Source organism: Flavobacterium sp. GNP001 (assembly GCF_054343775.1).
Genome location: NZ_JBTGUX010000001.1, coordinates 92,204 through 117,968, shown reverse-complemented (window position 1 = coordinate 117,968; position 25,765 = coordinate 92,204). Strand labels below are relative to the sequence as shown.

At 36.8% G+C, this 25,765-nt stretch carries 27 protein-coding genes; 9 read left to right on the top strand and 18 right to left on the bottom strand.

Features of this window, described 5'->3' with window-relative positions; genetic code table 11:
* Positions 1 to 156: 156 nt before the first annotated feature.
* Positions 157 to 1,233 carry a helix-turn-helix transcriptional regulator gene (locus tag ACXX8U_RS00400; RefSeq protein ID WP_458564130.1) on the bottom strand — a complete coding sequence of 359 codons (1,077 nt, stop codon included), beginning with the start codon at positions 1,231 to 1,233 and terminating at the stop codon, positions 157 to 159.
* A 710-nt stretch (positions 1,234 to 1,943) separates the two neighbouring features.
* Here ACXX8U_RS00400 and leuC point away from each other — a divergent pair.
* The 4 genes from leuC (at position 1,944) to leuB (ending at position 6,875) form a co-directional block, all read left to right on the top strand.
* On the top strand, positions 1,944 to 3,338 hold the full coding sequence (leuC, locus tag ACXX8U_RS00395; protein WP_458564129.1) for a 3-isopropylmalate dehydratase large subunit: 1,395 nt from the start codon (positions 1,944 to 1,946) through the stop codon (positions 3,336 to 3,338).
* A gap of 134 nt (positions 3,339 to 3,472) precedes the next feature.
* On the top strand, positions 3,473 to 4,069 hold the full coding sequence (gene leuD / locus ACXX8U_RS00390; RefSeq protein WP_236364060.1) for a 3-isopropylmalate dehydratase small subunit: 597 nt from the start codon (positions 3,473 to 3,475) through the stop codon (positions 4,067 to 4,069).
* Positions 4,070 to 4,179: 110 nt separating this feature from the next.
* A complete protein-coding gene (locus ACXX8U_RS00385) occupies positions 4,180 to 5,703 on the top strand; it encodes a hydroxymethylglutaryl-CoA lyase-like TIM-barrel protein (RefSeq protein WP_458564128.1) in 1,524 nt (507 codons plus the stop codon).
* Between the two features lie 110 nt (positions 5,704 to 5,813).
* Positions 5,814 to 6,875 (top strand): 3-isopropylmalate dehydrogenase, encoded by a 1,062-nt coding sequence (gene leuB / locus ACXX8U_RS00380; RefSeq protein WP_458564127.1) that lies wholly within the window; start codon positions 5,814 to 5,816, stop codon positions 6,873 to 6,875.
* Between the two features lie 146 nt (positions 6,876 to 7,021).
* Here leuB and rbp read toward each other — a convergent pair whose 3' ends face one another.
* Both rbp and ACXX8U_RS00370 read right to left on the bottom strand, forming a co-directional pair.
* Positions 7,022 to 7,372: an RNA-binding regulator gene (gene rbp, locus ACXX8U_RS00375; protein WP_166135722.1), complete on the bottom strand. Its 351-nt coding sequence runs from the start codon at positions 7,370 to 7,372 to the stop codon at positions 7,022 to 7,024.
* A gap of 164 nt (positions 7,373 to 7,536) precedes the next feature.
* Entirely contained in the window at positions 7,537 to 8,004 is a 468-nt protein-coding gene (locus ACXX8U_RS00370) for a DUF6252 domain-containing protein (protein ID WP_458564126.1), read from the bottom strand.
* A 200-nt stretch (positions 8,005 to 8,204) separates the two neighbouring features.
* Between ACXX8U_RS00370 and ACXX8U_RS00365 the strand changes: the two genes are divergently transcribed.
* The 5 genes from ACXX8U_RS00365 (at position 8,205) to ACXX8U_RS00345 (ending at position 12,321) form a co-directional block, all read left to right on the top strand.
* Positions 8,205 to 8,753, top strand: a complete 549-nt coding sequence (locus tag ACXX8U_RS00365; protein ID WP_166135717.1) for a 30S ribosomal protein S16 — start codon at positions 8,205 to 8,207, stop codon at positions 8,751 to 8,753.
* A 15-nt stretch (positions 8,754 to 8,768) separates the two neighbouring features.
* Entirely contained in the window at positions 8,769 to 9,293 is a 525-nt protein-coding gene (rimM, locus tag ACXX8U_RS00360) for a ribosome maturation factor RimM (RefSeq protein WP_458564125.1), read from the top strand.
* Positions 9,294 to 9,383: 90 nt separating this feature from the next.
* A complete protein-coding gene (locus tag ACXX8U_RS00355) occupies positions 9,384 to 10,097 on the top strand; it encodes a tRNA1(Val) (adenine(37)-N6)-methyltransferase (RefSeq protein ID WP_458564124.1) in 714 nt (237 codons plus the stop codon).
* Positions 10,098 to 10,264: 167 nt separating this feature from the next.
* Positions 10,265 to 11,443 (top strand): acyl-CoA dehydrogenase family protein, encoded by a 1,179-nt coding sequence (locus ACXX8U_RS00350; RefSeq protein ID WP_458564123.1) that lies wholly within the window; start codon positions 10,265 to 10,267, stop codon positions 11,441 to 11,443.
* A gap of 92 nt (positions 11,444 to 11,535) precedes the next feature.
* The gene (locus ACXX8U_RS00345) at positions 11,536 to 12,321 is read left to right on the top strand and encodes a DUF3050 domain-containing protein (protein ID WP_458564122.1); all 786 of its coding nucleotides are present in this window, start codon (positions 11,536 to 11,538) and stop codon (positions 12,319 to 12,321) included.
* 44 nt (positions 12,322 to 12,365) lie between these two features.
* Here ACXX8U_RS00345 and ACXX8U_RS00340 read toward each other — a convergent pair whose 3' ends face one another.
* From ACXX8U_RS00340 to ACXX8U_RS00270, 15 genes are all read right to left on the bottom strand, one after another.
* The gene (locus tag ACXX8U_RS00340; RefSeq protein ID WP_458564121.1) at positions 12,366 to 13,385 is read right to left on the bottom strand and encodes a hypothetical protein; all 1,020 of its coding nucleotides are present in this window, start codon (positions 13,383 to 13,385) and stop codon (positions 12,366 to 12,368) included.
* On the bottom strand, positions 13,363 to 14,886 hold the full coding sequence (locus ACXX8U_RS00335) for an NAD(P)-binding protein (protein WP_458564120.1): 1,524 nt from the start codon (positions 14,884 to 14,886) through the stop codon (positions 13,363 to 13,365). Before ACXX8U_RS00335 ends, ACXX8U_RS00340 begins: the two co-directional genes overlap by 23 nt.
* Positions 14,887 to 14,968: 82 nt before the next feature.
* On the bottom strand, positions 14,969 to 16,486 hold the full coding sequence (locus tag ACXX8U_RS00330; protein ID WP_458564119.1) for a polyamine aminopropyltransferase: 1,518 nt from the start codon (positions 16,484 to 16,486) through the stop codon (positions 14,969 to 14,971).
* The gene (locus ACXX8U_RS00325) at positions 16,479 to 16,694 is read right to left on the bottom strand and encodes a DUF350 domain-containing protein (RefSeq protein WP_166135696.1); all 216 of its coding nucleotides are present in this window, start codon (positions 16,692 to 16,694) and stop codon (positions 16,479 to 16,481) included. The genes ACXX8U_RS00330 and ACXX8U_RS00325 overlap by 8 nt, the downstream gene beginning before the upstream one ends.
* Positions 16,695 to 16,712: 18 nt before the next feature.
* A complete protein-coding gene (locus tag ACXX8U_RS00320) occupies positions 16,713 to 16,895 on the bottom strand; it encodes a hypothetical protein (RefSeq protein WP_458564118.1) in 183 nt (60 codons plus the stop codon).
* A 3-nt stretch (positions 16,896 to 16,898) separates the two neighbouring features.
* Complete coding sequence (locus tag ACXX8U_RS00315; protein WP_458564117.1) at positions 16,899 to 18,113, bottom strand: DUF4178 domain-containing protein; 1,215 nt, start codon at positions 18,111 to 18,113, stop codon at positions 16,899 to 16,901.
* A gap of 4 nt (positions 18,114 to 18,117) precedes the next feature.
* On the bottom strand, positions 18,118 to 18,480 hold the full coding sequence (locus ACXX8U_RS00310; protein WP_458564116.1) for an S-adenosylmethionine decarboxylase family protein: 363 nt from the start codon (positions 18,478 to 18,480) through the stop codon (positions 18,118 to 18,120).
* Positions 18,481 to 18,601: 121 nt separating this feature from the next.
* Positions 18,602 to 18,919, bottom strand: a complete 318-nt coding sequence (locus ACXX8U_RS00305; protein ID WP_166135684.1) for a 2Fe-2S iron-sulfur cluster-binding protein — start codon at positions 18,917 to 18,919, stop codon at positions 18,602 to 18,604.
* A gap of 191 nt (positions 18,920 to 19,110) precedes the next feature.
* The gene (locus ACXX8U_RS00300; RefSeq protein ID WP_166135681.1) at positions 19,111 to 19,350 is read right to left on the bottom strand and encodes a NifU family protein; all 240 of its coding nucleotides are present in this window, start codon (positions 19,348 to 19,350) and stop codon (positions 19,111 to 19,113) included.
* A gap of 69 nt (positions 19,351 to 19,419) precedes the next feature.
* A complete protein-coding gene (locus ACXX8U_RS00295; RefSeq protein ID WP_458564115.1) occupies positions 19,420 to 20,547 on the bottom strand; it encodes an Mrp/NBP35 family ATP-binding protein in 1,128 nt (375 codons plus the stop codon).
* Positions 20,548 to 20,712: 165 nt separating this feature from the next.
* Positions 20,713 to 21,045: an MGMT family protein gene (locus tag ACXX8U_RS00290; protein ID WP_458564114.1), complete on the bottom strand. Its 333-nt coding sequence runs from the start codon at positions 21,043 to 21,045 to the stop codon at positions 20,713 to 20,715.
* 24 nt (positions 21,046 to 21,069) lie between these two features.
* Positions 21,070 to 21,705, bottom strand: a complete 636-nt coding sequence (locus ACXX8U_RS00285) for a LysE family transporter (RefSeq protein WP_458564113.1) — start codon at positions 21,703 to 21,705, stop codon at positions 21,070 to 21,072.
* Positions 21,706 to 21,745: 40 nt separating this feature from the next.
* A complete protein-coding gene (gene trmB / locus ACXX8U_RS00280) occupies positions 21,746 to 22,423 on the bottom strand; it encodes a tRNA (guanosine(46)-N7)-methyltransferase TrmB (protein ID WP_166135669.1) in 678 nt (225 codons plus the stop codon).
* Between the two features lie 76 nt (positions 22,424 to 22,499).
* Complete coding sequence (locus ACXX8U_RS00275) at positions 22,500 to 23,018, bottom strand: nuclear transport factor 2 family protein (protein ID WP_458564112.1); 519 nt, start codon at positions 23,016 to 23,018, stop codon at positions 22,500 to 22,502.
* An 11-nt stretch (positions 23,019 to 23,029) separates the two neighbouring features.
* Entirely contained in the window at positions 23,030 to 25,486 is a 2,457-nt protein-coding gene (locus ACXX8U_RS00270; RefSeq protein WP_458564111.1) for an AsmA family protein, read from the bottom strand.
* Between the last annotated feature and the right edge of the window lie 279 nt (positions 25,487 to 25,765).

The window sequence follows — 25,765 nt, the reverse complement described above, 5'->3', positions numbered from 1 at the left end:
TTTTTTTTAAGAATGTAAAATTATAAGCGACTGATTTCAAAAAAAGACACTCAAAACACAAAAAAATAAACCACCAAAAAAAAGGATTCATGCAAAATAATAAGTTGCATGAATCCTTTTAATGGGTGACAATAATTTTGAATCTAAAAAGTTACTTTAATTGACCATACTTTCTGGACGCAACTCTGAAGGGAGTTTTTCATGCTTTCGTCTGAAGGCCGCACTAAATTTACTGGGACTGTCGTAGCCTACTGCGAGCGCAATTTGTTTAATTTGCATGTTTGTGTTTTGAAGCATCTGCAAAGCTAGTTCCATTCTCTTATCGATATTATATTGTAGTATAGAAGAACCATAAACCGATTTAAAGTCTGTTTTTAATTTTGATTTAGAAATCCGGAGTTTCTCGGACAATGCATCTATTCCAATAAAAGGTTTGGATAAATTTGTAGTAATTAGCAACTCACATTTTGCTATTTTTTTATAATCCACAGACCCTTTTCCTTGGTAATCATCACTGCGATTGTCTAAAAAAACATGCTTAAAAAAGGAAGTTAACAAACTCAGCGATTGTGATTTCAAAATTGTTTTATTTAAAGCATCTGAATTAAATATTTTGAATGTTTCTAAAATATCTTGAGATAATTCCTCCGCATTGGGCACAATATCTTGATAGGATATAAATCCTTTATCAGAATCTAAAAACTTTTTGAAAGGAATATTACGATCTAATTGATCCAGCGGAATATGATCTTGGATCCAACTTGGACTAACATAATAGATATAAAAGAGGCATTTAGATCCTTTGTAAAAACAAGCACCCACATCAACACCAGGTTTTTTGAAAGCCCAAAATTTATTTTGGAAAGGCATTTTATTGATAAACATATTATTCAACTTCACTTCACTTTCAAAAACCGAAAATGTTATGGAATAATGATCACTAGGTACATCAGGAGCATAGACTGATTTTATTACGCTATCATGCTTAAACTCTATATCAGTAATGGTAAGCCACAAGCCATCATCTATTTTGCGATAACGCATGGTACCTTTAATAAAAGGATTATTTCTAACAACCAATTGTTCACTAGCAAAATGTTTGCTGCCAGGACTTTTTATTGTAGATTCTATGAATAATTCGGGGGTATTTGCTACAAAAGGAAATTCAAAAAAACCATCCTGATAGAACTTGAAATTAGGCTTGATAAATTGGAACCATTTTGATAAATTCATATTTTTGATTTACATATCCTAGTAACAGAACCTTTTCAATAAGATTTCTAAGAATACAATTCTTAAAAAAATTAAAAACCATATCATACAAGAATAAATTTTAAGCAAATTAACAAAATTTATTTAATGCCAGAAATACAACATGATTATTTCACATAAGTCACTAGTTGCTTAATGGTCTATTACTTCTCCATTTTGAGTTGTCAGAGCTACTCACTTTTTTAATTGAGACTAAAATCTATTAGTAATTTTTTAAAAAAAAATAGTAATGTTTTCCTTTTGGATGTCGTAAAATTGATCTCTAAAATAAACGTAAAATTCCCTACTTTACAGGAAGTAAGTTTTAAGATCAGTAAATAAGCTTACTGTAACAACAAAACATAAAACCTACTAATTACAACTGTATTAATTTAAAAAGTGACGTTTTTTAAAGCTAAAAGACCGTTTCGACAACCTAACAACCATAAAAGTACAAATTATAAAAAGCGACTACTTTTCAAAACACAAACTTCCAAAAAAAGAGAATTAAAGCGATTACTAAATAAATTCTCAAAATAAAAATTGCAATTTCCTTTTCATTCCTATACCCAAAGTCTTGTTGGGCATCGTATAAATTTGAAAAATCAAAAATGAACATTAACTCCTTTTTTTAGTTTTGCCCTTTTAATGATCATCCTAGCACAGTGTTGCTGCAAAATAAAAATTATAAAATGAGTACTACATTATTTGACAAAGTATGGGACGCCCATGTGATACGTAAAATTGAAGATGGACCAGATGTGTTTTTTATTGACCGTCATTTCATTCACGAAGTAACGAGCCCGGTTGCCTTTTTGGGTTTAAAATCAAGAAACATTCCTGTTTTATATCCTGAACGCACCTTTGCAACCGCTGATCACAATACTCCAACAATTAATCAGCACTTACCCGTACAAGATGCTCTTTCTGCCAATCAACTAAAAGCCTTAGCGGATAATGCTGCCGAGTACGGAATTTCACATTGGGGTTTAGGACACGCACAAAACGGAATTGTGCACGTAGTTGGACCTGAAAACGGAATCACTTTGCCGGGAGCAACTATTGTTTGTGGCGACTCGCATACCTCAACTCATGGTGCTTTTGGCGCTATTGCTTTTGGAATTGGAACTTCGGAGGTTGAAATGGTTTTGGCAACCCAATGCATCATGCAACCCAAACCTAAAAAAATGCGCATCAATGTCAACGGCACTCTTGGCAAAGGCGTAGGCCCGAAAGATGTGGCATTATACATTATTTCGCAATTAACTACTTCCGGAGGAACGGGCTATTTTGTAGAATATGCTGGAAATGTATTCGAAGAAATGTCTATGGAAGGCCGAATGACAGTTTGTAATTTAAGTATTGAAATGGGGGCTCGCGGCGGAATGATTGCGCCCGACCAAAAGACATTTGATTTCCTTGAAGGAAGATTATACGCCCCAAAAGGGGAAGCATGGACAAAAGCCGTGGCTTACTGGAAAACCTTAAAAACAGATGCCGATGCCGTTTTTGATGCGGAACTAAATATCGACGCAGCAGCTATCGAACCTATGATTACTTACGGAACTAATCCTGGCATGGGTATTAGTATTTCATCAAAAATTCCGACTGCAAATCAAGTAGAAGGCGGTGCGGAAACTTACAAAAAATCGCTTGCGTACATGGGCTTTGACGAAGCAGATGTGATGATTGGAAAACCAATTGACTTTGTTTTCTTGGGCAGTTGTACCAATGGCCGTATTGAAGATTTTAGGGCTTTCGCCGAAATTGTAAAAGGACGTAAAAAAGCAGACAACGTTACTGCTTGGTTGGTTCCTGGATCGCATGTAGTTGAAGCTCAAATTAAAGAAGAAGGAATTTTAGATGTTTTAACCGAAGCTGGATTTGTACTGCGTCAACCGGGTTGCTCGGCTTGTTTAGCGATGAATGATGATAAAGTTCCCGCAGGCAAATATGCAGTAAGTACATCCAATAGAAATTTTGAAGGCCGTCAAGGACCGGGTTCTAGAACGCTATTAGCAAGTCCGATTATGGCAGCAGCGGCAGCAGTTACCGGAGTTTTGACAGACCCAAGAAATTTGTTCTAGTTGAGTGTTAATTTCAATGGCAATAACAACATCAAAAGAGAATTAAAAATAAAAAGGTTTTAGTTTTTAAAAAGTCAATTTTTCAAAGGGAAAGTCTGAAATCTAAAATCATAAATCTAAAATCATAAATCACAATGGCATACGATAAATTCAATATACTAACGAGCAGTGCGGTACCACTACCGATAGAAAACGTTGACACAGACCAAATAATTCCTGCACGTTTCCTAAAAGCGACAGAGCGAGTGGGCTTTGGCGATAACCTTTTTAGAGATTGGCGCTACAACAACGACGACTCACCCAAAACCGATTTTGTGTTAAACAATCCCGTTTTTAGTGGCAAAATATTAGTTGGTGGTAAAAACTTTGGTTCAGGATCTTCTCGTGAGCATGCCGCTTGGGCTGTCTATGATTACGGGTTTCGTGCGGTAGTTTCCTCTTTTTTTGCAGATATTTTCAAAGGAAATTGCTTGAACATAGGTGTATTGCCGGTACAGGTAAGCCCTGAATTTTCAGATAAAATTTTCAAAGCAATCGAAGCCGATCCTAAAACAACTTTAGAAATCAATCTTCCTGAACAAACCATCACTTTAGTTGCTACTGGCGAAAAAGAATCCTTTGACATCAACGGCTATAAAAAGAACAACATGCTAAACGGGTTTGATGACATTGATTACCTCCAAAACATCAAACAAGAAATTGTGGGTTTTGCTAGCGCACTTCCTTACTAAATAAACAAATCTTTACGGCTAGATGATTATATAAAAATCTAGTCGCCCTTTACAATAATGAAACGTTTTTGGAACAATCGAAATCCAGACAGTTGAGTATAATCTAAAAAATGAAAAAAAGGAAAATTGAAATCATGGACACCACACTTCGCGATGGAGAACAAACATCGGGAGTGTCGTTTTCGGCCGCAGAAAAACTTACAATAGCACAACTTTTACTAGAAGAACTCCATATCGATCGCATCGAAATTGCTTCTGCACGTGTAAGCGAAGGCGAATTTCAAGGAGTAAAAGGAATTATGGCTTGGGCCAATGAAAAAAACTATACCCACCGCATCGAAGTGTTGACCTTTGTTGACGGCGGTCTTTCTATTGATTGGATGCTAAAAGCTGGCGCAAAAGTTCAAAATTTATTAACCAAAGGTTCATTAAATCATTTGGTTCATCAATTAAAAAAAACACCTGAACAACATTTTGAAGAAATTGCGCAAACCATCAATTTAGCCCACAAAGAAGGCATCGAAACCAATGTATATCTCGAAGATTGGTCAAACGGCATGCGAAACTCGCCAGAATATGTATTTGAATTTTTAGATTTTTTAACTCAACAAAACGTAAAACGCATTTTGTTACCAGACACGTTGGGTGTTTTAATTCCGTCTGAAACTGCGACTTTTATTGCACAAATCATACAAAAATATCCAAATACTCATTTTGATTTTCATGCTCACAACGACTACGATTTAAGTGTAGCCAACGTACTCGAAGCTGTCAAAGCAGGGATTCACGGCTTACATGTTACCGTAAACGGAATGGGAGAACGCGCTGGCAATGCGCCTTTAGAAAGCACGGTTGCGGTTATAAATGATTTTTTACCCGAAATTGAAATAGGAGTTAAGGAATCTTCCTTGTATTCTGTTAGCAAACTAGTCGAAACTTTTACCGGCTACCGTATTCCTGCCAATAAACCAATTGTTGGCGATAATGTTTTTACCCAAACGGCCGGAATTCATGCTGATGGTGACAATAAAAACAATTTATATTTTAACGATTTACTTCCGGAACGCTTTGGGCGCCAACGCAAATATGCCTTAGGAAAAACTTCAGGCAAAGCCAATATTGAAAAAAACTTGCAAGAACTTGGCCTACAGTTGAATCCAGAAGATTTAAAACTAGTCACGCAACGCATCATTGAATTAGGCGACAAAAAAGAAACGGTCACGAAGGAAGACTTGCCCTATATTATTTCAGACGTTCTTGATAGTCATTCGTACCAAGAACGTATAGTAGTCGAATCGTATATTTTATCCCACGCCAAAGGATTACGCCCTTCCACTACCCTATCACTAAAAATAAATGGCGAAATCATTGAAGAACATTCGCAAGGCGACGGGCAATTTGATGCTTTTATGAATGCTTTGGCAAAAATTTACAAAAGCAAAAACTGGACTTTGCCTACCTTAATTGATTACGCAGTGCGTATTCCACCCGGAAGTAGCTCTGATGCTCTTTGTGAAACAATTATCACTTGGGTAAATAACGGGAAAGAATTTAAAACACGAGGATTAGATTCTGATCAAACCGTAGCCGCAATCATTGCCACCCAAAAAATGTTGAATGTAATATCTGAATAAAGACACAAAGGCTCAGAGTGGCAAAGGATCAAAGTTTTTTCTTTATTGCTTTGACTCTGAACCTTTGAACCTTTGAGCCTTTGAACCTTAAAACAATAAATGCTTAAAAAATGAAATTAAATATAGCCCTTTTAGCCGGAGACGGAATTGGTCCCGAAGTAATAAACGAAGCCGTAAAAGTATCCGACGCGATTGCTAAACAATTCAATCACGAGATCACCTGGACACCCGCTCTCACAGGCGCCTGCGCTATTGACGCTGTAGGTGTGCCTTACCCTGACGAAACTCATGAAATTTGTATGGCAGCCGATGCCGTTTTGTTTGGCGCAATTGGACATCCCAAATACGACAACGATCCCACAGCAAAAGTACGACCAGAGCAAGGTTTACTTTTGATGCGTAAAAAATTAGGATTGTTCGCTAATGTACGACCTACCTTTACTTTTCCTTCGCTCATTGACAATTCGCCATTAAAAAGAGAACGTATCGAAGGAACTGACTTGGTTTTTTTAAGAGAATTAACAGGCGGAATTTACTTTGGAGAAAAAGGTCGCAAAGATAATGGAGAAACTGCTTACGATACTTGTACCTATACCAGAGCCGAAGTAAAACGTTTGGCAAAAAAAGGGTTTGAGTTGGCGATGACCCGATCAAAAAAACTATGCTGTGTTGACAAAGCCAATGTTTTAGAAACTTCGCGTTTGTGGAGAGAAACCGTTCAAGCCATGGAGAAAGACTATCCAGAAGTGGAAGTTTCGTATGAATTTGTAGATGCCGTTGCTATGCGATTGGTGCAATGGCCCAACTCGTACGATGTCTTGATTACCGAAAATTTATTTGGAGACATTTTAACCGATGAAGCATCTGTTATTTCTGGATCAATGGGATTAATGCCATCCGCATCAGTAGGAGAACATACTTCGTTGTACGAGCCAATTCACGGATCGTACCCGCAAGCTACAGGTTTGAACATTGCTAATCCGTTAGCTACCATACTATCTGCCGCAATGATGTTTGAAGATGCTTTTGGTTTAACCGAAGAAGCAGAAGCCATACGTGCTGTAGTGAACAAATCACTTGAGAAAGGAATTGTAACAGAAGATTTGGCTGCAAAAGGAACTAAAACATATAAAACTAGCGAAGTTGGCGATTGGCTAGTAGCCAATTTATAACAACTAAAAAAGAGAGTGCTAGCGATACTAAACTTAAAAACAACACTTATTCAGCTAGCACTTATTTCTTTTTTTCAACAAATTAAATGCAACAAAAAAGGTGCTCATTTTCATGAACACCTTTTTTTATATGATTGAAAAAAATATTAATATCTTCCTCTGTCTCCACCACGGCTATCTCCACCACGGTTGTTTCCGTAACCACCGCGTGAATCACCACCGCGGTTGTTGTTAAAACTTCTTCTTTCACCTTCTGGTTTAGGCTCAGATTTGTTAACAACAATTGCACGTCCTTGAACAGTCGCTCCGTTCAATTCGTCAATAGCTTTTTGAGCATCGTCATCATTTGGCATCTCAACAAAACCGAATCCTTTACTTCTTCCTGTAAATTTATCTGAGATAATTTTAACTGAATCTACTGCTCCGTAAGCCTCGAAAGACTCTCTTAAATCTGCTTCCTCAATACTGAATGGAAGGCTTCCAACAAAAATGTTCATATGTACTTATTTAAATAATACAACAAATGTAGTGCTAATTTTCTCTAATCTACTACATATTAGCTTATTTGTGATTTTATTTTAATACGTTCAACAAAACCGTTCCCATAAAGCTCAATCAAAGTACTTAAAAAACACTTTACCTTTTAGCTTTATAACGTTACTTATTTAATTGGTATTTTATAAAAAACACCTTCTCTGAAAACCACGGTGTTTCCTACCAGAGGACTTCCGCTAGCACTTTCAACGCTGCAACGAAATGTTCCAGAAACAGTTTTAGCAGCTGTGTCATACTCGGTAATTACAATTTGACCACTTGCAGCATTCGTTCCTGTTTCATATTCAAATTGACCTTCAGGAGCTATAATTTTGTAAGTCACATTACTTGCATTTCCCTCCCCCAAAACATAACGTTTTATGGCAGTTTCAGCAGTTCTTAATTGAAAGATTTCGTCTCTTGTTTGTCCCTCAATTAATAAGGTACCATCGGCTTGTACACTGGCTGTTGTATTCAACGCTCGCCAAAAAACATTGTCTTTTAAAGCCTGCATTGAAGGATTATTAAAACGAATATCCTCGTCACAACTAGATAAAGCTAATAGAAGAAACAGTAGAATCGAAAATTTTTTCATTTTTAAATGCTTTTGAAAAACAAAAATAAAACAATACTGCATTAAAAAGTATAAAAACAATTGGTCTTTTTACAAAATCGCTGCGCTAACCAACTCAACTTCATAAAATTATTAGCAACAGTAGTATTTATCTAGAAAAAATGTATCTTTGCACCCTTAATTAATCGAGGTCGAGTACCTCAAAATTTAATCACACGATTATGTCAGTAAAAATTAGATTACAAAGACACGGTAAAAAACAAAAACCTTTTTACTGGGTTGTAGCTGCAGATGCACGCTCAAAAAGAGATGGTAAATACCTTGAAAAAATTGGTACTTACAATCCAAACACAAACCCTGCAACTATCGAATTAAACTTGGATAGCGCTGTAAAATGGTTGCACAATGGTGCACAGCCAACTGATACTGCTAGAGCAATCCTTTCTTACAAAGGAGCTTTATTGAAGCACCACCTTGATGGAGGTATTCGTAAAGGAGCTTTAACTCAAGAACAAGCTGATGCTAAATTAGCTGCTTGGTTAGAGGCAAAAGCTGGTAAAGTTGATGCTAAAAAAGAAGGTTTAACAAAAGCTCAAGCTGATGTTAAAGCAAAAGCATTAAAAGCAGAACAAGAAGTTAACGCTAAACGTTTAGCTGCTGCTGCTCAAGCAGAGGCTGACGCAATTGCTGCTGCAACTCCTGCAACTGAAGAAGTTGAAGCTGAAGAAGCTCCAGCAACTGAAGAAAACAACGAAACTACTGAAGCATAATTTTAGCTAGCGACGATGCGTAAAGAAGATTGTTTCTACTTAGGTAAAATCGCTAAAAAATTTAGTTTCAAAGGAGAAGTTCTTGCCTATTTAGACACGGACGAACCCGAGTTATACGAAAATCTGGAATCAGTGTTTGTTGAATGCAACAAACACTTGGTTCCTTTTTTTATTGAAAGCAGTTCGCTGCACAAAAACGACTTTCTTCGCATTCGTTTCGAAGATGTCAATACTGAGGATGATGCCGATGCTATTGTTGGTAACGATTTGTACTTACCTCTAAAAATGTTACCAAAACTTAGCGGTAACAAATTCTATTTTCACGAAGTAATTGGTTTTGAAGTTGAAGACAAACGACTTGGCGTTGTTGGAAAAATCGAATCAATCAACGACACTACTGCACAACCTCTTTTTGAAGTACTCAATAAAGGAACTGAAATCTTAATCCCTATGATTGACCATTTCTTGGTTAAAATAGATCGTGAAAACAAAAAAGTGATCATGGATTTACCAGAAGGGTTAATTGAAATGTACCTATAATTTATTTTTTGAACCATTAAGAAATTAAGGTTCATTAAGTATTTCTCTCAATTCCCTTAATTTCTTAATGGTTTAATTTATCTTATTTTCATGTCTAATTTCCAATTCAAACAATTTGCTGTTGAGCAAGACCGTTGTGCTATGAAAATTGGCACTGATGGAGTTCTTCTTGGCGCTTGGACTCCTATAATCAATAATCCTTTTAGTATTTTAGATATTGGTGCTGGAACTGGAATCATTGCCCTGATGCTTGCGCAACGAAGCAACGCAGAGCAAATTGACGCTTTAGAAATTGATGAAGATGCCTATGAGCAAGCAACAGATAATTTTGAAAATTCACCTTGGAGCGATCGCTTATTTTGTTATCATGCCGGTTTAGATGAATTTGTAGAAGAGCCTGAGGATGAGTATGATTTAATTGTTTCCAATCCTCCCTTTTATACCGAAGACTACAAAACAGAAAATGAGCAGCGTGATTTGGCCCGTTTTGCTGATGCGATGCCTTTTGACGAATTAATTGAGGCCGCCGATTTATTACTTTCGGAAAACGGAATATTCTCCGTAATCATTCCTTACAAAGAAGAAGAAAACTTTATTGCTTTGGCCAATGAATACGAGTTATATCCTTTAAAAATTACTCATGTGAAAGGAACACCAACTACGGAAATCAAACGTAGTTTATTAGCTTTTAGCCGAAAAGAAACTATTGATTATACAGTTGACGAATTAATTATCGAAATTGCAAGACACATTTACACTCCAGAATACATTGCCTTGACTAAGGATTTTTATTTAAAGATGTAAAAAGCTTCGTTTAAACAAATCCCAAATTTTAAAATTTCTCTACACTTTTGACTCATTGTTTGTACTTTTAGATCTCGAATTAGTATCAAATTATAAAAATATAACAATTGTTAATGGTTTTGTTATATTTCTTTATGTAAATTTGTCGCTATAAAAAGTACTAAACCATGAAACCAGACTTATTTCAATCACCAGATTATTATAACTTAGACGATTTACTAACCGAAGAACACAAACTAGTGCGCGATTCTGCACGTGCTTGGGTTAAAAAAGAAGTATCGCCTATTATTGAAGACTTTGCACAACGTGCTGAATTCCCGAAACAAATTATAAAAGGTTTGGGTGAAATTGGTGGTTTTGGTCCGTACATCCCTGTTGAATATGGCGGTGCTGGTTTAGACCAAATCTCATACGGTTTGATAATGCAAGAAATTGAGCGCGGAGATTCTGGTGTTCGTTCTACTTCATCCGTACAATCATCGTTAGTGATGTATCCTATTTGGAAATACGGTAACGAGGAGCAACGTATGAGGTATTTACCAAAACTAGCTACGGGAGAATACATGGGTTGTTTTGGCTTGACCGAACCTGATCATGGATCTAATCCGGGTGGAATGACAACCAACTTCAAGGACATGGGTGACCATTACCTTTTAAATGGTGCCAAAATGTGGATTTCTAATGCTCCGTTTGCAGATATTGCTGTAGTTTGGGCTAAAAATGAAGAAGGCAGAATTCACGGTTTAATTGTAGAGCGCGGTATGGAAGGATTCACCACTCCAGAAACGCACAACAAATGGTCACTTCGCGCGTCATCTACAGGAGAACTAATTTTTGACAACGTAAAGGTTCCAAAAGAAAACCTTTTACCAAATAAATCTGGTTTGGGCGCACCACTTGGTTGCTTAGACTCGGCTCGTTACGGAATTGCTTGGGGTGCCATTGGTGCCGCTATGGATTGCTACGATACTGCTTTGCGTTATGCTAAAGAAAGAATTCAGTTTGACAAACCGATTGCAGGAACACAATTGCAACAAAAGAAATTGGCCGAAATGATTACAGAAATCACCAAAGCACAATTACTAACTTGGAGACTTGGTGTTTTAAGAAACGAAGGAAGAGCTACTACAGCACAAATTTCAATGGCCAAAAGAAACAACGTTGAAATGGCTATCAATATAGCTCGTGAAGCCAGACAAATTTTAGGAGGAATGGGAATTACTGGTGAATACTCTATCATGCGCCACATGATGAACTTAGAATCTGTAATTACATACGAAGGAACACACGATATTCACTTACTTATTACCGGTATGGATATCACCGATATTCCAGCATTTAAATAGTAGTAAACGTTTATTAAAGTATACTTAAAAATGATAATAGAAGCTTCTTGGAAACAAGAAGCTTTTTTATCTTTACAGAAAAAATCCTGCACATGAATATTGCTACCATCAACAATAGTATTCAGCCCCAAAGAGAACTATTGTTACAACATTCGCTCTATAATAAAGTAAAAACAATTGCCGATTTACAATGTTTTCTAGAAAACCATGTTTACGCAGTTTGGGACTTTATGTCGCTTTTAAAGGCATTACAATCTAAACTAACTTGTACCACCACACCTTGGTTTGCTACACCAAATCCGGAGACAAGATATTTAATCAATGAAATCGTTTTGGCGGAAGAGTCTGATTTGACATTAGACGGAAAACGTTCTAGCCATTACGAAATGTACATTGAAGCAATGCAAGCATGCCAAGCAGACACAGATGGCATCAAAGCCTTTTTACAAGAAGTAGATTCGTTAAAAAACATTTTTGTTGCGATTAAAACAAGTAATCTTCACTCCAACATAAAAGCATTTTTAGATTTTACTTTCAGAGTAATCGAAGAAGGAAAAGCGCACGAAATTGCAGCAGCTTTTACTTTCGGAAGAGAAGATTTGATTCCGAGTATGTTTACTGAAATCTTGAGAAATTTTCAAGCTAACTTCCCTGAAACAGACTTAAGCAAACTCATTTATTATTTTGAAAGACATATTGAACTTGATGCTGACGAACACGGACCAATGGCTATGACAATGATCACAGAATTGTGTGGTAATGATGCGCAAAAATGGTCAGATGTTGAAGAAGTTTCAAAGCAAGCATTAGAAAAACGCATCGGGCTTTGGGATGCCATCGAAGAGCAACTACAAGTCGAACACTTGATGACAACATAAAATAATGCAAAAAGTCCTGAAATATCAGGACTTTTTTTTGGAATTTATTTATTGGATTTCCAAATGAACCCGTCTAACAGATAATGGGTAAATTGCGGTACCGTTAACAAAGGAACGATTAAAATTTGCCATTGCGCCATATCTAAACTAGGACTCGAAAAATGTTCCTGCCAAACTAAAACTTCCCATAAATATTCTTCTGAAAAGGCTATCAACAATAGTACTCCAATAAAAACTAGCCAACCTTTACCACCTTTGACAAAAGCTACAATTCCAGACCCTCGGCTTTTCTTAAGATGTATTTCGTTAAGATAAATAAGCGCCATGTAGGGAATTCCGTGTGCTACTACATTAAGTAAAGTAAAAATGAGATCATTGTTGTAATACACAATTCCTAAATACCAAGATAAAAATGTACCTACAATAATGGCATTTTTTGGAAGATTAAAAAACTTTTGTTTGTAGGCCTGGTAAACCGTTCGAAGGCCATATAACATAAGCACAAAGCCATAAATCCATCCCAAAACTTCGAGAGCGAAACTGTTTTCTACTCTAAAAAAATCATATTCTGTAAACCATGTAAAAGCACGCGGACTTGATAAAAACCAATACAACATCGGGTACACCGTTGCCGTGTAAATAAACAAATTATCAAAAAACACAGTCCACTTTGTTTTAACTTCTAATCGTGAATACAGCCGCATGAAACCATACTGTTGTCTGATAAAATGAAACACCGCGATGTAGGCCAAACACGACCAAAAAACAGTACTACCAAAACTAAAAAGCAGCATCCCAATCAAAAAACACACTAAAGGTAAAACCAGCAACAACGTACGTTGCGCCTTGAAAGCATCAGGAACAAAATACGTTTTAAAAAGTGTGGCATAAACGTGCGCCACATCTATAAAAACAATCAAAAAAAGCCAGGTGTAAAAAGAATATTGATCCTCAACAACTCGGAAGGAATCATGAAAAATAATGACCAACAACGATACAAAAAAAGCTGGAGCCAATATAAAAACGCCATCCGTAAGTGGCTTATGTATCCAAGGTTGACGCATCGAGTACTTTATTTACGGCATGAATGCCTTGGTGAAACGCTTCTTCAAAAATAGAAATTCCGGCCAGATCAGAATGAGCAAAGAAAATACGATTATCTATAGCTATCGCCGCTTCTGCTTTGGCTTTGCCAAAAATAAATCCCGGAACCGGACTAATCATTCCGTGACCTAACAAGTGCACATTAATTTCCTCTGTTTTCGATTCGATATCAGGATGAGCCAGACGCAAATCATCAAAAACTAATTTTTTCCAATGTTCCTTGTTTTTATAATACAACTCCTTTCGGCTTTTGGAGCAACTATCACTTGAAAAACTATAGTAATAAGTAATCACTTTTTTAGCATGCACTTGCTGAACAGATTGTTGTTGGTCGTAAATATAGCCCAAGCCTTTGGCACCCTGAATAACATTATCCCAACACAAAGGATAACTGCCATTATCACCCAAATCAGTCACTACCAAAGTAGCCAACAACCACGGTGCATAATGAAAATCTTGAGCCAATTTTTTACGTTCAGGAAGCAAGTATTGATTGACAAATTGCGGACAAGCCATAATGACTTTTTCGGCTGTAATTTGAATCGATTTATTGTTTACAGCATCAAAAACCGCAACTCGAACGTCATTATCATCTGGAGTTATTTCGTATACCAAATGCGATTGTAAACTTTTCCCCTTAACATATTTTTTCAAGTGTTGCGCCAATCGGGCATTGCCTTCGGGCCAAGTCAAAACAGTATCAGCGCCATTGGGAGTACTGTCGTGTTTTCGCCCTGCGAAGTAATGAATTCCAGCCCAAGCAGATACAAATTCGGTACCCAAACCAAAATCGTCTCGACAACAATAATTAATATATTCTAAAAGTAAAGGCGAAGTAAATTCCTGTTGATTGCACCACTCAGCCATAGTAATTAGATCAAGCGCGCGTGTCTTACCATCAGTCGAGGACTTCACTAAAGGGATATCAAAAAGATATTTTCCATCTGCACCTTTAGTAAGTCGAAACTTTTCCATTTGCTCAAAAAAACGCTGCATTTGCGCTTCATCCTTTGACGTATTCCCAATTCGCGGCAGCAATCCTTCTTGCCAACTGTTGCGGTAAAACAAACGTTCGCTCGGGGCAAATGTCAACTGAGCCTCATCAAAAACAGGGAAACCTTGAGAGTCGTAACCCTGAATAATATTTTCTTCCTGCAAAAACTGCAGCAATTTAGTATCTGATTTATTAGGCAAAGGCAAATAATGCGCTCCCAAAGGAAATTTTGAATATTGATTTTCGCCGTTTGATGAATTGCCTCCTACTTCTTTTTCAAGTTCAACGAGTAAAAAATCAGTTTCGCCTCGTTTGGTGAATTCTCGCGCGGCACTCAAACCAGAAATCCCTCCTCCAACAATAAGGTATTTTACTTTTAATTGTTCGCTTACCTTAGGGAAATTCTTGGTGCGTAAGCGGTGCCCTAAAATATGATTGGTGCCTGTGATTCGAAATATAACTGACAATGCCTTCTCTTTACACGCTTGCAAAAAGGGAGTAATCAATACTGCTGCCGCAGCTGATTTTAAAAAAAATCGCCTCGAGAACTTATAATTTTCCCCACTCTTCATCAAAATAGCGTACTAAGATTTGGTTGTCTAAACGATTAATCTCGACTTCATTTGAAATCATATCTTTCGCAAAATAATTGAATTGGTCGAACTGGTAATTGTAAAAACGCAGCTTTTCAGCTCGTCTGTTCACGGTATTAAAAGTAGTTTCGAAACTGTTAATTGCAATAGAGAATCCCCATTCGCCAAACGAAGGGACATACGCATGGTAAGCATCAACCTGCGGAAAAGTTTCGGCCAAGGTTTTATTGATACACCAAAAAGACTTTGGGGCAAAAAACGGAGAAGTAGTTTGCACCACAAATACCGCATCTTTAGCCAAAATCGATTTTATGGTATTGTAAAAGTTCAAAGAATATAATTTACCCAAGCTGTAATTAGACGGATCCGGGAAATCAATCACCACGACATCAAACTTTGATTGCGTACTTTTAGCCCAGACAAAAGCGTCTTGATTCAAGACCTGTACCTTTTGGTTGTTTAGTGCATTTTCATTAAAACCAGTCAAAATAGTATTGGTTTTAAATAATTTAGTCATGCCCTCATCTAAATCTACCAGCGTAATTTTTTGAACTTCAGGGTATTTTAAAATTTCGCGTACCGCAAGTCCATCGCCACCACCCAGAACTAAAATTTTTTTGGCATTTTTAGCCATAGCCATTGCAGGATGCACTAAGGCTTCATGATAGCGGTACTCATCTTTAGAACTGAATTGCAAATTGTTGTTCAAATACAAGCGGTAATCACTTTTATTATGCGTTAGCACAATGCGTTGGTAAGGCGTTGTGTTGGAGTAAATGATATTTTCGCCGTACAAATTGCCTTCTGTGTAAGACAAAATCGAATCAGAAAAAAAAGCGACTACAACCAAAGTTACAAAAGCACCAATAGCTTTAAATCGCAATAAATACACATTTTTAAGATCTTTCTTTAAACTAAAACACAATACAATAGCAATACTGATATTGATCATTCCGAAGAACAAAGACGTGCCCATAATTCCCAATTTAGGAACCAATACCAGCGGAAATAAAATAGAAGCCAAAAGCGCTCCGATGTAATCAAAAGTAAAAACATTGGATACTAAATCTCTAAATGCCACTTTATCTTTGAGGATATTCATTAAAAGCGGAATTTCGAGTCCAACCAAACAACCCGTGATAAAAACCAACAAGTACAAAATGAGCTGAAAAGAATATACACTTTCGAACAATAAAAAAAGCGCTACCGAACTCAAACCGCCAATAAGACCCACGAGAATTTCGATTTCAACGAAGGTATTGAGCATGTTTTTGGTTAAAAACTTCGCAAAATAAGAACCCACTCCCATTGCAAATAAGTACACCCCAATTATGAACGAAAATTGTTTTACCGAATCGCCAAGCAAATAACTCGCCAAAGTACCGGCCACAAGTTCATAAACCAGTCCGCAGGTTGCGATAGTAAAAACAGCAAAAAGAAGTAAATATTCAAATTTTAAAATTTTTTTACCCATGAATTGCGGCACTAATAATCATAGAGAAACCAATAATAAGCGCACCAAATACAATGGCAACGGCTGTATTATTCTTTTCGGTAATTTCTTTCCAAGTATTTTCAGGAGTTAGTTTCTCGATGATGAAATAAGCAATCAAAAGAATTACAATTCCTAAAAGCGAGAATACCAAAGAGTTTAAAATAGGTTTTGATGTAAGAAAGTCCATAGGTTGAAATTTTAAAAGTTATTTATGATAAAAACGGTTAATGCTCCCGCGTGCATTTGACTCGGGTTTGTATTTTTCGGTTGTTTCGCAATCACACAACTGACTTCCTGAGGTATTGTAGTACACAAACAAGAGGTAAAAAAACAAACCAATACCCAATGACAGGTAGTTATTTTTAATGTAGTTTAGTATATTTTCCATGCTTTATGAGTTGTAATCAGAGTAACTACTTTCTGCCCAGCGGCGTTCTTCGAAATTGCGTTCTAAGTAAAATAAGCCAACCAAAACCACAATCATGCAAATTAACACAATCCAGATGTTGCGTGATGAAGGTTCGCTCCAAACTGCTTTCACTTTAATAAAATCGCTAGTTACATCTTCAGGAGCCTTCATGGAGCTGATTGTTAAATGGTATTTTCCAGCAGGCACACCACATAAATTAAAACTCTCGCTATTTGAACCTTCGGACCAGGACTCACCTTCGGTATAGCCAGAATAGTATTCAATGTCTTTGCTGGCGTAAACCTCATCGCCTGTTTTTTCGTTGACCAAAGCTACTTGTACATTCACCCACGAATTACTTACGGGTGCATACAATTCGACCGAAAGCGGCGCCGCACTACCTTGAAGGGTAAAACTTGGACTAACAAAATCTTTAGTTATAGCGCTAGCCAAAGGCAACTGTGTATCGAGGACATTGGCTGCCACTCGGTCTTTATTGAAATACCAATTGGAGATGATAATTAAAAGCGCCACGACACAAAAAGTGATCGCCAATTGACGCAAATCAATTAGGAACGGTTGCACCAAACCTACTCCTACTTTACTAGGTAATGTCGGGTTATCAAAAGCTTTTTTGACTACTGATTTTTTGATGTGCTCGCCTTTGTAGGCAGTTTGTACATTTGATTTTCGTTCAAAGGACAAAAGAAAAGGTGGATTGATATACTCGATCAACTCGGCCTTTTCGAAGATATCAAAATCAAAAAAACCACGAGCGGCTCTCAGTTTTGGATACGAATACGAATAACAGCTATAGCTTAAATCTTCAAAGTCGACTGTTCTTGGATGGTTGCCAACCTTGGTATCCAACTGAATTTCTTCAAGCCAAATCCAATGACCTGCAGCTTCAGATAAATAAGCAAAATCATCTTTGCTTTGCAACTGGTACTCTCCCCAAGCAAAACCATCGTATTCTTTAATCAGTAAACCCGTAACAGTGTACTCCTTATCATTAAAAACACCTATTTGACCTACCTCCAAATGTTCATCAAAAACAAAAGGTCTTAGTTGGTCTCTAAATCGCAAACCATCTCGGTCTTGATACACGTAAACGCAATTGGTACATGCGTATATGTTGACATCAAAATTCAAATCCAACTTAGTGGTATGGTTGCAATTGCTACAAGTAACCTCCATACTATTATCTATTAATTTCGAAGTCTTTTAAAACAATTCCTTGAAAATATTCCACATACTGCGCCATTACTGCTTTGACTTTTTGGGTATTATCCTGCAGATAATTACACAAATACACATCAAGAGTAAGTTGATTGAATTCGGGCCAAGTATGAATACAAATGTGAGATTCTTTGAGACAAACGGCTATGGTAAAACTATCGTTCTCGAAATTATGCACCACAGCTCCTACTTTTTCAAGGGCGTGATGTTGCAAAACAGCATCAGTAAAAGCCATGAAACCGGCGCTATTAGTGAGCTTAGATGCGTCAGGAACGCTTAATGTTACTAGTTTATGCAATCCTGGCGAATAACTGGGAAGCTCCATAGCGGTTATTAGAAATTGAAAATCAAAAAATATTGTACGAATATATCTCTTTCAATTGAATAAAAAAAGCCTCAAAATATTTTTACATATTTTGAGGCTATACCTTAAATTTTGCTTTCTCTTAATATTCTGGTGCCAATTCGAGTTCTAATCCCTCTAAGTCCTCTGTAATTGGAATTTGACAACCCAAACGGCTGTTTGATTTTACGTAAAACGCTTCGGATAACATGGCTTCTTCATCATCGCCCATTTCTGGCAAAGGCACTTCGTTCAAAACGTAGCATTGGCAAGAAGCACACATGGCCATACCACCGCAAGTTCCTTCAACTGGCAATTCGTAGGCTTTACAAAGCTCCATGATATTCATTGCCATATCTGTTGGTGCTTGTAGTTCGTGAACAACTCCTTCTCTATCTTTGATTTTGATTAATACGTCCATGTTATTGGTTTTGTGTGTGTTTTACAAATTTTGATTGGTATTGGGGTTCGCGTAAAGGATGGCAGCGGCATCCTTTTATGGAGCCTGCGCAATAAAAGATACAGCGAACAGCCTGACCTTTTTATAAAAATAGGCCTTTCAGTACAATTACCGTTGGCCTATTTTTATAAAAGGGTTACGCCCAAATGCCTCTATAAAATATTGACAACTGTTTCTATTTGCGGTGCAAATTTTTTGATTGTAGTTTCAACGCCGGCGCGCAAAGTCATTTGATTGACACTGCATGCGGTACAAGCACCTTCAAGACGGACTTTTACATGCTTGTCATCTTCGATAGAAATAAGTGTAATATCGCCACCATCGGAATTTAAAAAAGGTCTAATTTCCTCGAGCGCTTTTTGAACTTCAATTGTTAATTCTTCTGTTGTCATTTTCTTTATTTAAAGATTGTAAGATTAGAAAATTGAAAGATTGAAAATCATTTTCAAAAGTTTCTAATTTTATTTTTTTACAGCAGAACAACCTGCCATTGTTGTAATTTTTACTGCCTCAGTTGGTGGTAAACTTTCGTTTCTTGCTACTACTTCGCGCACTACGTTACGAGTCACTTCGTCAAAAATATTTTCAACCGGTGAAGCGATTTGCATGGCCGCTGGGCGTCCGTAATCACCTGCTTCACGAATAGATTGTACGATTGGGATTTCACCTAAAAATGGCACTCCTAAATCGTCAGCAAGGTTTTTAGCTCCTTCTTGACCAAAAATATAGTATTTGTTATCTGGCAATTCAGCTGGTGTGAAATACGCCATGTTTTCGATAATTCCTAAAACCGGAACATTGATCGCTTCTGACATGAACATAGAAACTCCTTTTTTAGCATCGGCCAAAGCTACTGCTTGCGGCGTACTCACGACTACTGCTCCTGTAATTGGCAAAGATTGTACGATAGAAAGGTGGATATCACCTGTTCCTGGAGGTAAATCAAGTAACATAAAGTCTAATTCTCCCCAATCAGCATCAAAAATCATTTGGTTTAATGCTTTTGAAGCCATTGGTCCTCTCCAAATTACGGCTTGACTTGGAGAAGTAAAGAATCCAATAGAAAGTATTTTTACTTCATAACTTTCGATTGGTTTCATTTTTGATTTACCATCAACCGTTACTGAAACTGGTTTTTCACTTTCGACATCAAACATAATTGGCATCGAAGGTCCGTAGATATCAGCATCAAGAACACCTACCGAAAAGCCCATTTTAGCAAGCGTTACAGCCAGGTTTGCGGTTACAGTAGATTTTCCTACTCCACCTTTTCCTGAAGCTACTGCAATAATATTTTTGATTCCAGGAATTGATTTTCCTTTAATTTCAGGCTTATCCGCTACCTCAACTTTGGTGTTGATTTTAACTTTGGCTTGGGCCGAAACTTTTTCTAGGATTGTTTTTTTAATATCGTCTTCGGCTCGTTTTTTAATGTGCATTGCAGGCGTGTGCAATACTAAATCAACAACAACCTCATCTCCAAAAGTGATAACATTGGTAATAGCACCACTTTCAACCATGTTTTTACCTTCGCCGGCAATGGTAATGGTCTCTAACGCTTTAAGAATTTCTTTTCTATCTAATTTCATTTCTAATTCGCTGTTTTCTATTGGCATTTGCATACCAGAACATTATCTTTATTTAAACTGATTTCAGATTGCAAATATAGCATGAAAAGTTCTTATTTTAAAGGATTTGTATCGCATTTATTGATGCGTACATTAGTGCGTGCTATGAGGGAGTTATGCCAGAAATTATTCTTCTGTTCGGATTGTTGGCGTCCAGAAATGAGCTTCAAAATCAACGATTTGGTTGTCGCGTACTTCAATACCTTCGTTTTCTAACAATTGTTGCATTAAGTTAGAACCATCAAAATGCATTTTGCCTGTAAGCAAACCGTTTCTGTTCACGACGCGATGCGCAGGCACATCTTCCAAAGTATGCGAAGCATTCATGGCCCAACCTACCATTCGAGATGATTGTGCTGAACCTAAGGCTCTGGCAATGGCGCCGTAGGAAGTGACTTTTCCGTATGGAATTTGCCGAACTACGTCGTAAACTCTTTCAAAAAAATTTTCGTTTGCCATGCTTTTGATTGCTAAAAAAATAGTTTAACCAAAGTAATACCGAACAATATTTACGAGTGTAAAAAGCGCTATTAAACCAGTGATTGTACCGATGATTCCGTTCATGTTGCGCATCAAGAAATCAGTCTTGTTTTGGATTTTTTGAAAAAAAGTAATGTAAAAATAAAACACCAAAAAAGAACCCGAAACTACACCCGCCACAAAAGTAAAAACATGAGTCGCCTCAAAGTAAAAAAGATTGTAAGATGCCAGGGTAATACTAACAAAAACGTAGTACGGAATGGGGAAGAAATTGAGCACCGAAAGTAACATACCGAGAAAAAAACGAGTGGAAGTACTTCGTTTTTTGATGCTTCCCACCTTTTTGACTGGCTTTTTGGCAATGAACAAAAAATAAACCGTAAGCACAGCAAAAATCCCAAACCCTACTTCGCGCAATAGCACAACCACATCTGGGCGTTCTTTAATAAATCGTGCAAAAAAAATAGCTAAAGATGCCTGAAAAAAAATGATGATCACCGCGCCAAGAACAAACCAATAAGCACTGCTTTTTCCTTCTTTCAGGTTCACTTTTGCCGCCGTCATGTTGATTAAACCGGGAGGAGTAATACCTACGAAAGCGGTTATAAAACCCAAAAATAAGGAAGTGATTAAATTCATAGGCACAAAAAGAGATTCAAAATCGAAGTCAAATATAAGACTATTCTTTGATTCTGAATCGAATATAGGTAATTGCTTTATTAATTTCTAAGTATTGTTTCTCGTAGAAGGTCTGAAAAGCGGTAACTTCTTCCGGACTTCCTTCATTTCTGTACACATTGTGATTAGCATACAAAACCTCGTGACCTTCGCCATGTAGCAATCCTAAGGTGTATCCGTGCATGAATTCACTATCCGTTTTTAAGTTTACAACTCCGTCTTTTTTGAGGATTTTTTTATACAATTGTAAGAACTGTGAATTTGTCATTCTGTGTTTCGTACGCTTGTATTTGATTTGTGGATCTGGAAAAGTAATCCAAATTTCATCAACTTCGTTTTCGGCAAAAATATGATTGATCAACTCAATTTGAGTTCGGATGAAGGCTACATTGTACAAACCTGTTTCAACAGCTGTTTTCGCACCACGCCAAAAACGCGCGCCTTTGATATCAATTCCGATGAAATTTTTGTTTGGGTAACGTTCAGCCAAGCCAACAGAGTATTCCCCTTTTCCGCAACCTAACTCGAGTACCAAAGGATTATCGTTTTTGAAAAAGTCGGTATTCCATTTTCCTTTCAACGGAAATAAATCGCCTACCACTTCTTCTCTAGTTGGTTGAAAAACATTGTTGAATGTTTCGTTTTCCTTAAATCTCTTTAATTTATTTTTGCTTCCCACTTTTCTTAAAATATTTATGCTTCGTACCGTTCGACTTGACGGTCTCAGCTGGCAAAATTAAGGAAATATAACTGAACTATTTGTCTTTTTTGGATTGCAATGTTTTCAAAAGGGCATCTTCGGTAGCTGATTTGGCTTGAATCACCACGTTAGAATGTTCATTAGGCACCGTCATTGACAAAACGTATTGTTTTATTTTCCATTTCCCATCCACTTTAATCAAAACTCCTGAGCCTCTGCAAATTTTCATTTGCGTGTTTAATAATTCGTCAAACCAAGCTAGATTTCCTCTCGCATCAAAAAAAACATGACGCTCAACAGCGGTAAAACTCCACGCCTTTCCTTTGTCAAAATGTGGTTTGGCATAGGCTTGAAAATCTTTTTTGTTCCAATTTTCAGTCGCATCAGTGCCAATAAAAACCGCATCCTCGGCTAGAGCATCAAAATAATCCGTAAAGTTAGCCTTTGCTGCTGCTTGATGCCAATTGTCTAAAACTTGATTGACCTCAGTCGTTACATTTGTTGAAGATGAAATATTGGTTTTACATCCCAAAACCATCAAGAACATGAAGGGTAATAGTAATTTAAAGCGCATCTGATTGTTGTTTATTCGTGATTTTTATTCCATTTAATCTTAATTTTCCCATCGACATCTTGCGCCAAAAGATGCAATACCAAACCTTTGTATCGCTTGGCCAAACGTTTTTCCTCATCGGAAATTAGTGTGTCTTTTCTAGGATTTCGGAGCGGAATGGTCATGGCCAAATTCGTCCCCCGTTGAAACGAATATACGCCATTTACATCAAAATTTAAAACGTTTGAACTCACTTTAAATTTTTTGATTCCCACCCTACCATCATTAATTTTAAAATCGCCAACCAAATCACTCAAAACAATATTGTTGACATTTCGAAACGGAAAAGCAAATTTGGCTACCGCCGTTATAGGTTTAAAATTGATCAAAGCCCCGTCAGACAATTTGAAATTAACATTACCAGCGAGTGATTGGGTTTTTAGTGCGCCACCAGCCATCAACATACCATTGACATCAGCAGTGGCATTAAGCGTTCCCTCGATATTAGCAGGTTGAAAAGATTTGATTCCGAAATTATCCATAGCTGTTAAAAACTGAGTTACGTTGATGCGACTTAATTTTAGGTTGGAAGCTACTTTAAAATTCTTATTCTCGCGACTCAACTTTCCGGCTACTTCAATACGACCTCCGCAAGTTTCGAGCTTGGCTTTTTGCACAATAAACGAATCATTAATTAATGCTACTGAAGCCAATACTCGCGATGCGTTCCATTTGTCGTAGTTAATTTTATCGGCCTTAACATCCATTATTACTTGCGATTTATGAATGGCATCGTATATTTTTGCCGAAAAAGGATCTGCTACAGCAACCGCCTTTGCTTGTTTCCCATTGCCACTTGTTATCGCTCCTACAAATTGTTTCACATCTAAATACGGAGCGTATACTTGCCAATTGACAATCATTTTTTGGGGACTGTCGTAATACAAAGTCATGAAATTATCTATTTTACCTTCCATAAAAACAGCACTTTTTGCATTTTTAAAACTAATATTTTTGAGCAATAATGCTTTGTCTGTAAAATCGAGCTCTATATTGGTTTTTAGGAAAGCAAAATTTTTTGGACCGTAGTTCAGCAGTGCCTCTTTTACAAAAACGCGACCTTTAAACTGGGGTTTCTTAATTTTTAGACTCGCCACATCAAACTTAAAATCTAATTTGACGTCAGCATCTCCACCCGTAAAATACAATATTTCTTTATCGATTAATTTATTGAGGCGCTGCATCTTAAAATTGGCACGAAAATTTCCGGTAGCGATAGTTTTTTCGAAATTAGCAATTACACCGTGAGGAATTCGGAACGGAATAGTTTTGTATTGGCCTGCAAAATTGGTGAGGCGTATTGCTGAATTTGGGTCATTGATACCCAAACCTTTTTTGAAATTATTGGTAAATTGACCCGTAAACGAACAATTTGTGATTATCCCATCAGGAATAATTAGCCTATCATTTTTCACGCGCGCAAGCACCACGATTTCAGGATCACCCATTGTATTCAAATCGCCAATAATAGAACAACGCACTTGCAATGGTTTTTGGAGATCGAACTGATCCAAACGTTTTTTGATATTTCCGCTCAAAATAGCAGCTGCATTGCGCCATAAAATATTGGTTTGAATACTAATATCAAACGGAGCTTCCTCTTCTTGAATACCAAAATGTGCCTGAACGGCAAACACATCGGCACCGATGAAAAGTTCATCAGCCTTCACAGAAATCTTTTTACTTAGTGCGTGATAATTCGCTTTCAGTACTGTCTGAATTACTTTGTTCTGAACAAAACTTCCTCTTTGTGTATTGAAAGCCATACTATTGGCCATTGTTTTTATGGTAACCTTCGACTGCCAATTGTAACCATCAAAAGTAAAATTGCCTTTGAGGTATTCTACATCAAAATCGAATAATTTCTTCCCTTTTTGGTTTTCAGAAATCAAGCGGACATTTTTAAAAATAATTTCTTTAACCGCTGTATCAGTGGAACTTTTAGATTGGGTTTTGTCTTTTTTACTTTTAAAAATGGAAGTATTTACGACTCCATTTTTTGATTTAAACACGTGCAAATTCGCATTTTGAACCTCAATTTTATCAATAAACAATTCGTTACCCAACAGCTTTAAAACATTTACGCGCAACTTAATACGCTCTGCTTGCAGCAAGGTACGCTTGTGTAATGGCCATAAACTATCTTTGACTTGTACTTGGCTTAACGCCAAAGTCATATTGGGAAAACCTTGAAAAAACGCATAGTTAACATCCTTTATCACGACTGAACCCGAACAATTTTCGTTGATTTGTTCATTAATTTGCTGTACTATTTGCGCTTTATTACTGTCAAAATAAACCGAAAAACCAACACAAATTAGCAACGAGGTAGTTACAAACGCCAATGCCAAAATACCCAAATATTTGAGGATTTTTTTTGGAGTCAAACGGTTCAAAAAATTTCGAATGGGTGACCAAATAGTAAACATAGGCATTTTATTCTGATTTAAAAAAAGGGAAAAAAGCGACTTTAAAGCGGATTAATTTCTGAAGCTACTATCAATAGATGTTGAACAATTGCCAAATTTTAAACCGGATTTTTAATAAAAAAACTCCTTTTTATTTTTGGTAAAATTACGCCTACTGAACCCGATACGGTTTACATGTGAATACTATAATTATTGTATAATTTACAGATATTAGATTGTTAAATATACTCTTATTATTTGTTTTTTAAAAATAAAAGAAATACAAAACCCTAAATATCA